This window comes from Pseudomonas sp. GW821-FHT07G10, from assembly GCF_059418545.1.
This window is the reverse complement of record NZ_JBWKQB010000013.1, coordinates 68,883-82,414: the sequence shown is the minus strand read 5'-3', so window position 1 is coordinate 82,414 and position 13,532 is coordinate 68,883. Positions and strand designations below refer to the sequence as shown.

The following is a 13,532-nucleotide window of genomic DNA, read 5'->3' as shown; positions in this document are numbered from 1 at the left end:
GAACTGCTGAAGGTTCGGGCCGCGTTCGGACGATCTTGACGATCTAGAGCCAATCGCAGCTGTTTTTGCTAGAATCCGCAACGCGCCGCTAATCAGTCGGCGCGTTTTTTTTGCGTCCGGTTCACCCTTTACGAGGGTAGCCACCTGGAGATTACCCATGACACAAAACATTGTCGTGGCGGCACTGTATAAGTTCGTCACCCTTGAGGATTACGTCGCCCTGCGCGAGCCATTGCTGCAGGCGATGGTCGATAACGGCATCAAAGGCACGTTGTTGATCGCTGAAGAAGGCATCAACGGCACCGTTTCCGGTAGCCGTGAAGGCATCGACGGGCTCATGGCCTGGTTGAAGAGCGATCCACGCATGGACGACATCGATCACAAAGAGTCGTACTGCGAAGATCAGCCGTTCTATCGGACCAAGGTCAAGCTCAAGAAAGAGATCGTCACCCTCGGCGTTGACGGTGTCGACCCGAACAAACAGGTCGGCACTTATGTCGATCCGCAGAACTGGAACGCACTGATCAGTGACCCGGAAGTGCTGCTGATTGATACCCGCAACGACTATGAAGTCTCGATCGGCACCTTCGAAGGCGCGATCGACCCGAAAACCACCAGTTTTCGCGAGTTCCCTGACTACATCAAAGCCAACTTCGATCCGGCCAAACACAAGAAAGTCGCCATGTTCTGCACTGGCGGCATTCGTTGCGAGAAGGCTTCGAGCTACATGCTCAGCCAGGGCTTCGACGAGGTGTATCACCTCAAAGGCGGCATTCTGAAGTACCTCGAAGAGGTCCCGCAGGAAGAAAGTCAGTGGCGCGGCGACTGCTTTGTCTTCGATAACCGGGTTACCGTGCGTCACGACTTGAGTGAAGGCGACTACGATCAGTGTCATGCCTGTCGTACACCCATCAGTGTCGAAGACCGCGCCAGCGAGCACTATGTGGCCGGCATCAGTTGCCCGCATTGCTGGGATAAGCTGAGCGAGAAAACCCGACGCAGTGCCATCGACCGGCAGAAGCAGATCGAGCTGGCGAAAGCCCGTAACCAGCCGCACCCGATTGGTTTCAACTACCGTCAGCCATCCGAGGCCTGAGCCATGTCCGCACGCCTGCTCTATGTAATGGACCCGATGTGTTCCTGGTGCTGGGGCTTTGCTCCGGTGGCCGAGGCCCTGGTAGAGCAGGCTCAAGCCGCGGGCGTTGAATTGCACCTGGTGGTTGGCGGCTTAAGGACCGGCAGTGGTGCAGCGCTGGAGCCGACCACGCGGCGTTACATCCTTGAGCATTGGCAGGCGGTCACCGAGGCCACTGGCCAACCGTTCAAGTTCGAGGGCGCTTTGCCCGACGGTTTTGTCTATGACACCGAGCCGGCCTGCCGGGCGGTGGTCACCGCGCGCAGTCTGGCACCGGATTGCGCCTGGAAACTGCTCAAACTGATTCAGCACGCCTTTTATGCTGAAGGTCGCGACGTCACCCTCGCCAGTGTGCTGGTGGATCTGGCTGAAAAAGCTGGTGTGCCGCGTATCGAGTTTGCAGCAGCTTTCGATCGCGCCGAGCAGCACGCGGCGACGGCGGCGGATTTCACCTGGGTGCAGGACCTGGGTATCGCCGGTTTCCCGACCTTACTCGCTGAGCGCGATGGTCAACTGGCGCTGTTGACCAATGGCTATCAGCCGCTGAACGAACTCTCTCCATTGCTTGGTCGTTGGCTGGAGCGTGCCGCCTGTGCATGATCAACCCGATAGTGTGGAGCAACCCAAGCGTATCGATCGACTGAGTTGGGCGGAAATCCGCCGTTTGGCGCTACATCACAAGAAATCCCTGTGGATTGCCAACGGCGTAGCGGTGTTGGCGACGCTGTGCAGCGTGCCGATCCCCTTGCTGTTGCCATTGTTGGTGGATGAAGTGCTGCTGGGGCGTGGTGATGCCGCGCTCAAGGTCATGAATCACGCTCTACCGACAGACTGGCAAAGAGCCGCCGGTTACATCGGCCTGATGTTGCTGATCACCCTGACACTGCGTTGCGGCGCGTTGCTGTTCAACGTGCTGCAGGCGCGATTGTTCGCAAGCCTGGCCAAAGATATCGTCTACCGCATTCGTGTCAGGCTGATCGAGCGACTCAAGCGCATCTCCCTCGGCGAGTACGAAAGTCTGGGCAGCGGTACGGTGACCACCCATTTGGTCACCGATCTGGATACCGTTGATAAATTTGTGGGTGAAACCCTCAGTCGCTTTCTGGTGGCCATGCTGACACTGGTCGGGACCGCGGGCATTCTGGTCTGGATGCACTGGCAGCTGGCGTTGTTGATACTGCTGTTCAATCCGCTGGTGATTTACGCCACGGTGCAACTGGGCAAACGGGTCAAACACCTGAAAAAACTGGAGAACGACAGCACTTCGCGATTTACCCAGGCGCTCACCGAAACCCTTGATGCGATCCAGGAAGTCCGCGCCGGCAATCGCCAGGGCTTTTTCCTCGGGCGTCTGGGCCTGCGGGCGCAGGAAGTTCGCGACTATGCGGTGAACTCACAATGGAAGACCGACGCCTCCAGCCGGGCCAGCGGTTTACTGTTCCAGTTTGGCATCGACATCTTTCGTGCGGCGGCCATGCTCACCGTGCTGTTCTCAGACCTGTCCATTGGCCAGATGCTGGCGGTGTTCAGTTATCTCTGGTTCATGATCGGTCCGGTCGAGCAATTGCTCAATTTGCAGTACGCCTACTACTCGGCGGGTGGGGCGTTGACGCGGATCAATGAGTTGCTGTCGCGTGCCGATGAGCCGCAGTATCCCGGTGGTAATAACCCTTTTCAGGGGCGCGAGACGGTGGGGATCGAGGTCCGCGGTTTGAGCTTCGGTTACGGCGACGAATTGGTGCTGGATCAGATGAACCTGTCCATTGCTCCCGGCGAAAAAGTCGCGATCGTTGGTGCCAGCGGTGGTGGCAAAAGTACCCTGGTGCAATTGCTTCTAGGGCTCTATACGCCGCTGTCGGGCAGCATCCGCTTCGGCGGTTCGACCCAACAGGAAATCGGTCTGGAAACCGTGCGCGAGCATGTCGCAGTTGTGCTGCAGCACCCGGCGCTGTTCAACGATACGGTACGGGCCAACCTGACCATGGGGCGTTTACGCAGTGATGAGGCCTGCTGGCAGGCGCTGGAAATTGCCCAACTGGATACCACCGTCAAAGCCTTGCCGCAGGGGCTGGATAGTATCGTCGGGCGCTCCGGGGTGCGCTTGTCTGGCGGTCAGCGACAGCGTCTGGCTATTGCGCGGATGGTCCTGGCTGAACCCAAGGTGGTGATACTCGATGAGGCCACCTCGGCGCTGGACGCTGCTACCGAGTACAACCTGCACCAGGCGCTGGCGCGCTATTTAAACGGCAGGACAACATTAATCATTGCTCACCGTCTGTCTGCGGTAAAACAGGCTGATCGAGTACTTGTGTTTGATGGCGGGCATATTGCCGAAGATGGCGACCATCAGCAGCTGATTGCCGACGGCGGCCTGTACGCCAAGCTTTATGGCCATCTGCAGCAAGTTCAACAACCTTGAATTTTGACCGCTTTTCTGTGCTTAGTGCTTGAATTCATTAGGGAAAATGTTGCTCTTGCGGCGTTCAACTTTTGCCTTGCAACTAAATAGATTTCGAACGACGCATCGATCAGTTCGAATTATTGGAAATTAGCCTAGTCTGTGCTGTTAGGAGCAGAGCTCACTCGGGTGTTCATCTGGCAGTGCTTATGCAAGGGACCTCATGAAGCAAACGCGGACTCTCGGAACACCACGATTATTGGGTATCGTCTGGCCATTTATTGCCGTTGTGTTATTTCAGGCATTGCTGGGCGGCGTCAGCCTGTACGTTCTGTCAGCGGTGCGCGGCTATGTTGCAGGTGAAAGTCTGTGGTCCAAGGGCCAGAAAGACGCTATCTATTACCTCAATCTGTATGCCGACAGCCGCGACGAAGCGATTTTTCTCAAGTACCAGCACGCCATCGCCGTGCCGCAGGGTGGGCATGAGCTGCGTATCGCCCTGGATCGTCAGCCCCCGGACCTTGACGCTGCCCGTCTGGGGATCCTCAATGGTGGTAACCATCCGGATGACATATCAAGCCTGATCTGGTTGTACCTGAACTTTCGCCACTTCAGCTACCTGGAAGAAGCCATCAGTCGATGGACTGTGGGCGATAGCTACCTGCTACAACTGGATACTGTCGCTTGGGAGATGCACCGGGGCATCATCAGTGATCAAGCCAAACCTGCCGATTTTCAGCGCTGGAAGGCCTTGATACTTGCCATTAACGATAGTGTGACGCCCGCTGCCAAGGCCTTCAGCGATGCATTGGGCGAAGGGTCTCGGGTCATTCTGAGATTGTTGCTGTACACCAATCTGGCCACAGCGCTGGTGTTGATCGCCCTGGCACTCTTGCGTACCCACAAGCTTCTGAAGCAGCGCCACGCATTTGCCGATGCCTTGCAGCTGGAAAAAGAACGGGCGCAAATCACGCTGCAATCCATTGGTGATGGCGTTATCACTACGGATGTCGGGGGAGCGATCGCTTACATGAACCCGGCGGCTGAAGAGCTGACTCACTGGAAAGCCGAGCAGGCCAACGGTCTGCCATTGGCTGCGTTATTCAATCTTTTGGATGAAAACGCCCAGACTGATGGTTTTACCCTGATCGAGCACATTTTGAGTGGTCAACTCAGTGGTGGCAGTGAGCACTCCAAACTCATTCAGCGCCTGGACGGCAGTACCGTGTCAGTCACCCTGGTCGGCGCGCCGATCCAGAACGCCGGTAAAGTCAGCGGCACGGTACTGGTGCTGCACGACATGACACAAGAGCGTCAATACATCGCCAATCTGTCATGGCAGGCGACTCACGATGCTCTGACGGGCCTGGCCAATCGTCGCGAATTCGAATATCGGCTCGAACAAGCCCTGCACAATCTGGCACGCCAGCCGGGCCGCCATGCCTTGATGTTTCTCGACCTGGATCAGTTCAAGTTGGTCAATGACACGTGCGGGCATGCAGCGGGCGATGAACTGCTTCGGCATATCTGTGCCTTGTTGCAATCGGGCCTGCGCGAAGGCGATACCCTGGCGCGCCTGGGTGGAGATGAGTTCGGCATTTTGCTTGAAAACTGCCCGCCGGACGCCGGAGAGAAGATCGCCGAGGGGTTGCGCCAGACCGTGCAGAACCTCCATTTCGTATGGAAGGGCCGGCCTTTTCTGACCACGGTCAGCATCGGCCTGGTTCACGTCGCGCAAACGCCCACAACCCTTGAGGCGTCATTGCGTGCCGCCGATATGGCCTGCTACATGGCCAAAGAGAAAGGGCGTAATCGGGTGCAGGTCTACCATGCCGACGATTCGGAGTTGTCGTTGCGCTTTGGCGAGATGGCGTGGGTGCAACGACTGCACATGGCGCTGGAGGAAAACCGCTTTTGTTTATATGCCCAGGAAATCGCTGCGTTGGGTCAGACGGAGCGCGGGGGCGGGCATATCGAAATATTGCTGCGGTTGCATGACGAAGCAGGGCGAATGATTCTGCCCAACAGCTTTATTCCCGCCGCCGAACGTTACGGGTTGATGACATCGCTGGATCGTTGGGTGGTACAGAATGTATTCAAGATCATCGCCCAATGTATTGCTGAAGAGCGTGAAGGGCCGATGGCCATGTGTGCGATAAACCTCTCGGGCATTACTATCGGAGATGACGACTTCCTGGACTTCCTGCGTGAGCAGTTCATTGCCTACGCTGTCCCTCCTGAAATGATTTGTTTTGAAATCACAGAAACCAGTGCAATTTCCAATCTGGGAAGTGCAATTAGATTTATTAATGAGCTCAAAGGCTTGGGATGCCATTTCTCACTAGATGACTTTTGTGCCGGTATGTCCTCGTTCGCCTATCTTAAACATTTACCTGTAGACTTCTTGAAGATCGATGGAAGTTTCGTAAAGGATATGCTGGACGACCCGATTAACCGCGCTATGGTCGAAGTGATCAATCACATCGGTCATGTCATGGGTAAGCGCACGATTGCAGAGTTTGTTGAAACACCTCAGATTGAGCAGGCCTTGCTGGAAATCGGAGTGGATTACGCTCAAGGGTACATTATCCAACGCCCGCAATTGTTTACCTGTGACAGCCTGCAGTGTCGGCCCGCGCGACCACAGCCTTTGTTATTCAAGGCGCCTGGCACGTTCCGTTGAAATCTCTTGCTGATCCGTACAATCACAATCAAAAGGAGCTCGACAGTGATCGACACATTCAACAGAACCGGCCCGCTTATGGAAGCCGCAAGTTATCCCGCCTGGGCTCAGAAGCTGATCCAGGATTGCAGCGAGAGCAAACGCCGGGTGGTCGAGCACGAACTGTATCAACGCATGCGCGACAACAAACTCAGTGCCAAAACCATGCGTCAGTACCTGATCGGTGGCTGGCCTGTCGTTGAGCAGTTCGCTTTGTATATGGCACAAAATCTGACCAAGACCCGCTTTGCACGTCATCCCGGCGAGGACATGGCGCGACGCTGGCTGATGCGTAACATTCGCGTAGAACTCAATCATGCTGATTATTGGGTGCACTGGAGTCGTGCGCACGGCGTCAGTCTGGAAGATTTACAGGCGCAACAGGTAGCGCCAGAGCTTCATGCCCTGAGTCATTGGTGCTGGCACACCAGTTCGGCCGATTCGCTGATCGTGGCGATTGCCGCGACCAACTATGCCATTGAGGGGGCTACAGGCGAGTGGTCGGCGCTGGTTTGCTCCAATGGCATCTATGCGGCGGCGTTCCCGGAGGAAGACCGCAAGCGAGCGATGAAGTGGTTGAAAATGCATGCCCAGTACGATGATGCTCATCCATGGGAGGCGTTGGAAATCATCTGCACGCTGGCGGGTCTGAACCCAGACAAATCACTGCAAGTCGAGTTACGCCAGGCCATTTGCAAGAGCTACGACTACATGTACCTGTTCCTGGAACGTTGCATGCAGCTAGAGAAAGCTCCGGTGGTTCGTCAGCGCATGGAGCTGGTCGAGAGCTGATCCTGAGATCCTGAGGCAACACAAATCAAATGTGGGAGCGGGCTTGCTCGCGAAAGCGGTGTATCAGTCAGCATAAGTAGTGAATGCTAGACCGCATTCGCGAGCAAGCCCGCTCCCACATTAGTCCTGCGTTCTCAGCCCGCCATCGCCAGCCGGTTGCGGCCTTCACGTTTTGCCACATACAAAGCGCTGTCTGCCCGGCGCAACAGGCTTTCGGCTGACTCACCGGGTAACAGGGTGGCGCAGCCAAGGCTTACTGTCAGTTCGATAAGCGTGTCATCCGCTAAATAATCCTGAGCCTGTACTGCATGACGTAGCCGCTCGCCAACCATGGCGGCGGCCTCTCGGCCAGTGTTGGAGAGCAGGATCAGAAACTCCTCGCCACCATATCGAAACACCATATCGACATTGCGCAACTGGTCCTTGATCGAGGCGGCTACGGCCTTGAGCACCTTGTCGCCTGCGCCGTGACCGTGGCTGTCGTTGATTCTCTTGAAGTGGTCGATATCCAGCATCAACAGCGATAGCGGTTGCAGATGCCGACGGGACATTTCGATTTCCCGTTGAAACGTCTGATCCATGGCGATCCGGTTGCCGGTGTCCGTCAGCGGGTCGCGCAGCGCGCTACGAGTGGCTGCCCGGTATAGCAAGGCATTACGGATCGGGTAGAGCAGGGAAGACAGTAGAGACTCCAGGTTGCCCAGATCCTGTTCGCTAAAGCGCTGATTGCGTCGAAACACCAGCTCACCCAAGTGTTCGCCCTCATGGCTGAGGCTGTAGCTCACGCAATGGTGTCCGCGCTGGCCGAACGCCAGGCGCAAATCGCTGGCCTGGTGCTGGTAGCTCAAGGCATCCAGTGGAACGAGTCGCTGAATTTCGCGGAAGAACAATCCCAGAATATGCTGTGACTCAAGACTGGTTTGCAGCTGTAGGCCTAGTTGCTGGCGCAATTGCGCAAGGCTGACGGGGCGTTGTAGAAGGGGTGACTGCTGACCAAAGCCCAGGCGTTGCAATTTGGCGCTATCAAAGTCAATTGCGTTGGTCTGGGTAGGTGATTTCATATGGTGTGAGCCCCTAAGCACGTAATGCTGTCTTACAGGCTGGGTGAGAGCGGCTTCGGGCTGCGCGTCATACTGGTCCATCAGTCCCGTAGGACAAGTAACTGCAGTCTAGTCTGCTTTGCCGAACGTTATAAGCCCCGGCTCAGGCGATGCCCGCTTCGCTAACACGCTGCGTGTCTGAGCAGTGTTAGAGCGAAAGTCGTGCCATTAGGTTCGGTAAATTAAAAATCGTTATAATTCAATCGGTTGGTCGGTAATGGCGTCAATGTGTATGGACGCCGTGGCATTTGTTTGGCTTCAATAACAGGCCTGATGACCTTGTTGCGTGCGCCGCGACGGTATTCCGTCGCGGTGGTTGAAGGGGATTACTGAGCGTCGAAGGCCTGGCCGTTGATGCCGGTGCTGTCCGGCCCCATCAGGTACAGATAGACCGGCATGATTTCTTCAGGTGTCGGATTGTTGCTCGGGTTTTCGCCTGGATATGCCTGAGCCCGCATGCTGGTGCGGGTAGCGCCGGGGTTGATGCTGTTGGCGCGCACTGGTGCGACGGTGTCCAGTTCATCGGCCAGGGTTTGCATCAAGCCTTCGGTCGCAAACTTCGAGACCCCGTAGGCGCCCCAATAGGCGCGGCCTTTGCGTCCGACACTGCTTGAGGTGAACACCACTGATGCGTCCTGGGATAGCTTGAGCAGCGGCAGCATGGTGCTGGTCAGCATGAACATCGCGTTGACGTTGACTTGCATCACACGCATGAAGTTTTCGCCGGACAGCTGCTCCAGCGGGGTGCGCGGACCAATGATCGACGCGTTGTGCAGCAGGCCATCGAGGTGTCCGAACTCGGTTTCGACCATGGCCGCCAGCTCATCGTATTGATGCGGCAGTGCGGTTTCCAGGTTGAACGGAATGACTGCCGGTTGTGGATGACCGGCCGCTTCGATTTCGTCATAGACCCGGGTCAGATTGGCTTCGGTCTTGCCCAGCAGCAGCACGGTGGCGCCATGAGCTGCAAAGGTCTTCGCGGCAGCAGCTCCAATGCCACGGCCAGCGCCGGTGACCAGGATGACCCGGTCTTTGAGCAGTTCAGGGCGGGCGGAGTAATCAAACATAAAAAACCTCAACAAAATTATGTAGGAGCGAGCTTGCTCGCGATGGTCGTTAACGATAACGCGTGCTTCCTGACAAAACGCGTCAGTTTCAAGTCCATCGCGAGCAAGCTCGCTCCTACAGGAAGGCGGTCAGCAGCCGCGCAACCTACACAGGAAAGTCGCTCAGCAACCACACAGGGCGCTATCCAGAACCTTACGCAACTCCAGTGGATGATCGACCACCACATCCGCCCCCCAATGACTGGGGTTGTCGTCTGGATGAATATAGCCCCAGGTCACCGCGGCAGTTTTGGTGCCTGCGTCGCGGCCTGACTCGATATCGCGTAGGTCATCGCCAACAAACAGCACGTTGGCCGGATCCAGGTCGAGCATCTTGCAAGCGAGGATCAGTGGTTCGGGATCAGGTTTGCTGTTTTTTACATGATCCGGGCAGATCAGCACCGCCGAACGCTCCGCCAACCCTAGTTGCTGCATGATCGGTTCGGCAAAACGTACCGGCTTATTGGTGACGACGCCCCAGATCAGATTGGCTTTTTCGATGTCCGCCAACAGCTCGGCCATGCCATCGAAAAGTTTGCTATGGACTGCGCAGTCTTTCAGGTAGCGCTCCAGGAACTCCAGGCGCAGTTCCTCGAAACCCGGTGATTCCGGGTCCATCGAAAAGGTCACGGCAACCATGGCCCGCGCACCGCCGGAGATTTCGTCGCGGATGTGCTTGTCGCAAACCGGTGCCAGGCCGCGATCGGCGCGCATGCTCTGGCAAATGGCGATAAAGTCCGGTGCGGTGTCGAGCAGAGTGCCGTCCATGTCGAAAAGAACCGCTCTGATACGCATGGGCTTATTCCTCCCGCAGGGTCTGGATCATGTAGTTGACGTCAACGTCCGTCGCCAGCTTGTAGTGCTTGGTGAGCGGGTTGTAGGTCAGACCGATGATGTCCTTGACCGTCAGGCCGGCCGAGCGGCTCCAGGCGCCGAGTTCGGAAGGGCGGATGAACTTCTTGAAGTCGTGGGTGCCGCGCGGCAGCAGTTTCATGATGTATTCGGCGCCGACAATGGCTAACAGGAATGCCTTCGGATTGCGATTGATGGTGGAGAAGAACACTTGGCCGCCTGGCTTGACCATGCGGAAGCAGGCGCGGATCACCGAAGAGGGGTCTGGCACGTGTTCGAGCATTTCCAGGCAGGTGACCACGTCGAATTGCTCCGGCATTTCTTCGGCCAGGCCTTCGGCGGTGATCTGCCGGTACTCGACGCTGACGCCGGATTCCAGTTGATGCAGCTGGGCCACGGCCAGCGGCGCTTCGCCCATGTCGATACCCATCACCGTTGCGCCGCGCAGGGCCATGGCTTCGCTAAGGATGCCGCCGCCGCAGCCGACGTCGAGGACTTTTTTGCCGGCCAGTTTTACCCGCTCGTCAATCCAGTTGACCCGCAACGGGTTGATGTCGTGTAGCGGTTTGAACTCGCTTTCACGGTCCCACCAGCGATGGGCCAGGGCTTCGAATTTGGCAATTTCAGCGTGGTCGACGTTGCTCATGGGGCATCCTCTAAATCTAATAAATTCTGTGGTAAGCCTTGAATGTCAGTTCAAGGTTTCTATCTATTGGCGATGACCGCTGATGCGTTTGCCCCAGGCTACGGCTGTGGCGCAAAGCTGTTGTTCATCCAGGCGGGTCAGGCGCCGGTCGTCGAGCAATTGCTTGCCGGCGACCCAAAGGTGTTTCACACAGTCTCGGCCGGTGGCATATACAAGCTGCGAGACCGGGTCGTAAATGGGTTGCTGCGCCAGGCCGGAGAGATCAAAGGCCACCAGGTCGGCAGCTTTGCCGACTTCCAGTGAGCCGACTTCGGCGTCCAGTCCCAGCGCTCGTGCGCCGTTGAGCGTGGCCATGCGCAATGCGCGATGGGCATCCAGGGCGGTCGCCGAGCCAGCGACGGCCTTGGCCAAAAGTGCTGCGGTGCGGATTTCGCCGAGCAGATCCAGGTCATTGTTGCTGGCTGCGCCATCAGTGCCGACCGCAACGTTGACCCCGGCCTGCCACAAACGCTCGACCGGGCAGAAGCCACTGGCCAGTTTCAGGTTCGATTCCGGGCAATGAATCACGCTGCTGTTACTTTCTACCAGCAAAGCCAGGTCTTCATCGCTGATTTGTGTCATGTGAACGGCCTGGAAGCGCGGACCAAGCAAGCCCAGGCGCCCCAGGCGGGCCATTGGTCGCTCGCCGCGCTGCTCGACGGATTGCTGTACTTCAAACGCGGTCTCATGGACGTGCATATGAATCGAGGCATCCAGCTCCTCGGCAATGACCCGGATTTTCTCGAGGTTCTCGTCGCCGACGGTGTAGGGTGCATGAGGGCCGAAGGCGATCTTGATGCGCGGATGGTGCTTGAGATCGCCGAACAGCTCGATGCCCTGACGGATGGCCTCATCGGCATCGCTTGCACCGGGAATCGGAAAGTCGAGGATCGGGATGGCAATTTGTGCGCGAATACCGCTGTTATGCACGCGTTCACTGGCAACTTTCGGGAAGAAATACATGTCCGAGAAACAGGTGATGCCGCCTTTAAGCTGTTCGGCGATGGCCAGATCGGTGCCATCGCGAACAAAGTCCTCATTGACCCACTTGGCTTCGGCGGGCCAGATGTGCTGCTCCAGCCAGGTCATCAGCGGCAAGTCATCGGCCAGGCCGCGAAACAGGGTCATTGCCGCGTGCCCGTGAGCATTGATCAGGCCAGGGCTGAGCAGCATGCCCGGCAATTCGCGGACTTCAGTGGCGTTGAGTTTCAAGGCGTCGGCGCGCGGGCCGATGAACGCAATGCGGCCGTCACGGATGCCCAGGCCATGCTCTTTGAGGACCACACCGGCGGGTTCGACAGGTACCAACCAGGTCGGCAGCAATAATAAGTCGAGCGCAGCGGCAGGGTTCGGCATCGAGGGTGGGTTCCAGTGCTTTATAAAGGATGGCGAAGTATACCCGAGCGTCTTCGCGGGCGGATCGCTATAATCGGCGGCTTTTGTACATGAGTACGGGGTGAGGCATGCGCGATCGACTGTTGGCTGCGGAGAAGGTAAAGGCCATCGATTGGCGGGATGATGCCCTTTATCTGCTCGATCAGCGCATTTTGCCGTTCGAAGAACGCTGGATTGCCTACACCGGTGCAGCCGGTGTGGCCGAAGCCATTCGCTCGATGGTTGTGCGTGGTGCCCCGGCCATTGGCATCAGTGCGGCCTATGGTGTAGTGCTGGCGGCGCGCACGCGGTTTGCCGCCGGTGGTGACTGGCAGGCAGCTCTTGAGGAGGATTTTGCCTTGCTTGCGGATTCGCGGCCGACGGCGGTCAATCTGTTCTGGGCGCTGAACCGCATGCGCGAGCGTCTTGAACGGCTAAAAGGGCATGCCGATCCGTTGTCGGTCCTTGAGGCGGAGGCCTTGGCCATTCATGAAAGCGATCGCGAAGCCAATCTGACCATGGCGCAATTGGGTGTCGATCTGATCCGCAAGCATCAGGGCAATGCTCAAGCCATTTTGACGCATTGCAATACTGGCGCCTTGGCCACGGGCGGCTTTGGCACGGCGCTGGGAGTGATTCGTGGTGCCTGGCTGGAAGGTATGGTGGAGCGGGTCTACGCCGATGAAACCCGGCCTTGGTTGCAGGGCTCGCGGCTCACTGCCTGGGAGTTGGCCAACGAAGGTATTCCGGTCACGCTGAATGCCGACTCGGCCGCGGCACACATCATGAAAACCAAGGGCGTGACCTGGGTGATCGTCGGTGCTGACCGGATTACCGCCAATGGCGATGTGGCGAACAAGATTGGCACCTATCAGTTGGCGGTGTGCGCCATGCACCACGGGGTGCGCTTCATGGTGGTGGCGCCGAGTTCGACCATCGACATGACCTTGGCCAGCGGTGACGATATTCCTATCGAAGAGCGTGATGGCAGTGAGCTGCTGGAAGTCGGCGGCAAGCGCGTCGGGGCTGATGTGGGCGCTTTCAATCCGGTTTTCGACGTCACCCCGGCGGACCTGATCGACGCCATCGTCACCGAAAAAGGCATTGTCGAGCGGCCCGATACCGCGAAACTGGCTCAGTTGATGTGTCGCAAGCGGCTGCATTGAAGGTATTTGGCGCCAGTTAGATAGCTATCGCGAGCAAGCTCGCTCCTACAAGTCCCCGATGTTCTGTAGGAGCGAGGCTTGCCCGCGATGAACGATGACGCGGTCTGCTGCACCTGAAGCAGCATTTCGCTTGCGAATCGGGCGCAATAACACCTCTAAGCTTCTCTGGTCCCCTATCAGGCTGTCACCGGTCCACTAACTA

At 57.5% G+C, this 13,532-nt stretch carries 11 protein-coding genes; 6 read left to right on the top strand and 5 right to left on the bottom strand.

Going from position 1 to position 13,532, the window contains the following annotated elements; all coding sequences use genetic code 11:
• Positions 1–157 precede the first annotated feature (157 nt).
• From trhO to AC07O1_RS16115, 5 genes are all read left to right on the top strand, one after another.
• Positions 158–1,096: an oxygen-dependent tRNA uridine(34) hydroxylase TrhO gene (gene trhO, locus AC07O1_RS16135; protein WP_494993790.1), complete on the top strand. Its 939-nt coding sequence runs from the start codon at positions 158–160 to the stop codon at positions 1,094–1,096.
• A 36-nt stretch (positions 1,097–1,132) separates the two neighbouring features.
• Positions 1,133–1,735 (top strand): DsbA family protein, encoded by a 603-nt coding sequence (locus AC07O1_RS16130; RefSeq protein WP_494993861.1) that lies wholly within the window; start codon positions 1,133–1,135, stop codon positions 1,733–1,735.
• Positions 1,728–3,554 (top strand): ABC transporter ATP-binding protein, encoded by a 1,827-nt coding sequence (locus AC07O1_RS16125; protein ID WP_494993791.1) that lies wholly within the window; start codon positions 1,728–1,730, stop codon positions 3,552–3,554. Before AC07O1_RS16130 ends, AC07O1_RS16125 begins: the two co-directional genes overlap by 8 nt.
• Before the next feature lie 202 nt (positions 3,555–3,756).
• Entirely contained in the window at positions 3,757–6,216 is a 2,460-nt protein-coding gene (locus AC07O1_RS16120; RefSeq protein WP_495089332.1) for an EAL domain-containing protein, read from the top strand.
• 78 nt (positions 6,217–6,294) lie between these two features.
• The gene (locus AC07O1_RS16115; protein ID WP_495089378.1) at positions 6,295–7,047 is read left to right on the top strand and encodes an iron-containing redox enzyme family protein; all 753 of its coding nucleotides are present in this window, start codon (positions 6,295–6,297) and stop codon (positions 7,045–7,047) included.
• A 134-nt stretch (positions 7,048–7,181) separates the two neighbouring features.
• Here the strand turns inward: AC07O1_RS16115 and AC07O1_RS16110 are convergent, their stop codons facing one another.
• The 5 genes from AC07O1_RS16110 to AC07O1_RS16090 all read right to left on the bottom strand — a co-directional run bounded on the left by AC07O1_RS16110 (position 7,182) and on the right by AC07O1_RS16090 (position 12,146).
• Positions 7,182–8,108, bottom strand: a complete 927-nt coding sequence (locus AC07O1_RS16110; protein ID WP_495089331.1) for a GGDEF domain-containing protein — start codon at positions 8,106–8,108, stop codon at positions 7,182–7,184.
• Positions 8,109–8,473: 365 nt separating this feature from the next.
• Positions 8,474–9,214 carry a YciK family oxidoreductase gene (locus AC07O1_RS16105; RefSeq protein ID WP_494993794.1) on the bottom strand — a complete coding sequence of 247 codons (741 nt, stop codon included), beginning with the start codon at positions 9,212–9,214 and terminating at the stop codon, positions 8,474–8,476.
• A 162-nt stretch (positions 9,215–9,376) separates the two neighbouring features.
• Positions 9,377–10,048: an N-acetylmuramic acid 6-phosphate phosphatase MupP gene (mupP, locus tag AC07O1_RS16100; RefSeq protein ID WP_494993795.1), complete on the bottom strand. Its 672-nt coding sequence runs from the start codon at positions 10,046–10,048 to the stop codon at positions 9,377–9,379.
• Positions 10,049–10,052: 4 nt separating this feature from the next.
• The gene (gene ubiG, locus AC07O1_RS16095) at positions 10,053–10,751 is read right to left on the bottom strand and encodes a bifunctional 2-polyprenyl-6-hydroxyphenol methylase/3-demethylubiquinol 3-O-methyltransferase UbiG (RefSeq protein ID WP_495089330.1); all 699 of its coding nucleotides are present in this window, start codon (positions 10,749–10,751) and stop codon (positions 10,053–10,055) included.
• A gap of 63 nt (positions 10,752–10,814) precedes the next feature.
• On the bottom strand, positions 10,815–12,146 hold the full coding sequence (locus AC07O1_RS16090) for a TRZ/ATZ family hydrolase (protein ID WP_495089329.1): 1,332 nt from the start codon (positions 12,144–12,146) through the stop codon (positions 10,815–10,817).
• 107 nt (positions 12,147–12,253) lie between these two features.
• On the opposite strand from AC07O1_RS16090, the gene mtnA reads away from it, so the two are divergent.
• Positions 12,254–13,330 carry an S-methyl-5-thioribose-1-phosphate isomerase gene (gene mtnA, locus AC07O1_RS16085; RefSeq protein WP_494993798.1) on the top strand — a complete coding sequence of 359 codons (1,077 nt, stop codon included), beginning with the start codon at positions 12,254–12,256 and terminating at the stop codon, positions 13,328–13,330.
• Positions 13,331–13,532: the final 202 nt, after the last annotated feature.

Bases quoted from the DNA above. Each gene is read 5' to 3' on its own strand.
- trhO (WP_494993790.1), top strand. From the start codon at position 158: ATGACACAAAACATTGTCGTGGCGGCACTGTATAAGTTCGTCACCCTT.
- AC07O1_RS16130 (WP_494993861.1), top strand. From the start codon at position 1,133: ATGTGTTCCTGGTGCTGGGGCTTTGCTCCGGTGGCCGAGGCCCTGGTA.
- AC07O1_RS16120 (WP_495089332.1), top strand. From the start codon at position 3,757: ATGAAGCAAACGCGGACTCTCGGAACACCACGATTATTGGGTATCGTC.
- AC07O1_RS16115 (WP_495089378.1), top strand. From the start codon at position 6,295: ATGGAAGCCGCAAGTTATCCCGCCTGGGCTCAGAAGCTGATCCAGGAT.
- AC07O1_RS16110 (WP_495089331.1), bottom strand. From the start codon at position 8,108: ATGAAATCACCTACCCAGACCAACGCAATTGACTTTGATAGCGCCAAA.
- AC07O1_RS16105 (WP_494993794.1), bottom strand. From the start codon at position 9,214: ATGTTTGATTACTCCGCCCGCCCTGAACTGCTCAAAGACCGGGTCATC.
- mupP (WP_494993795.1), bottom strand. From the start codon at position 10,048: ATGCGTATCAGAGCGGTTCTTTTCGACATGGACGGCACTCTGCTCGAC.
- ubiG (WP_495089330.1), bottom strand. From the start codon at position 10,751: ATGAGCAACGTCGACCACGCTGAAATTGCCAAATTCGAAGCCCTGGCC.
- AC07O1_RS16090 (WP_495089329.1), bottom strand. From the start codon at position 12,146: ATGCCGAACCCTGCCGCTGCGCTCGACTTATTATTGCTGCCGACCTGG.
- mtnA (WP_494993798.1), top strand. From the start codon at position 12,254: ATGCGCGATCGACTGTTGGCTGCGGAGAAGGTAAAGGCCATCGATTGG.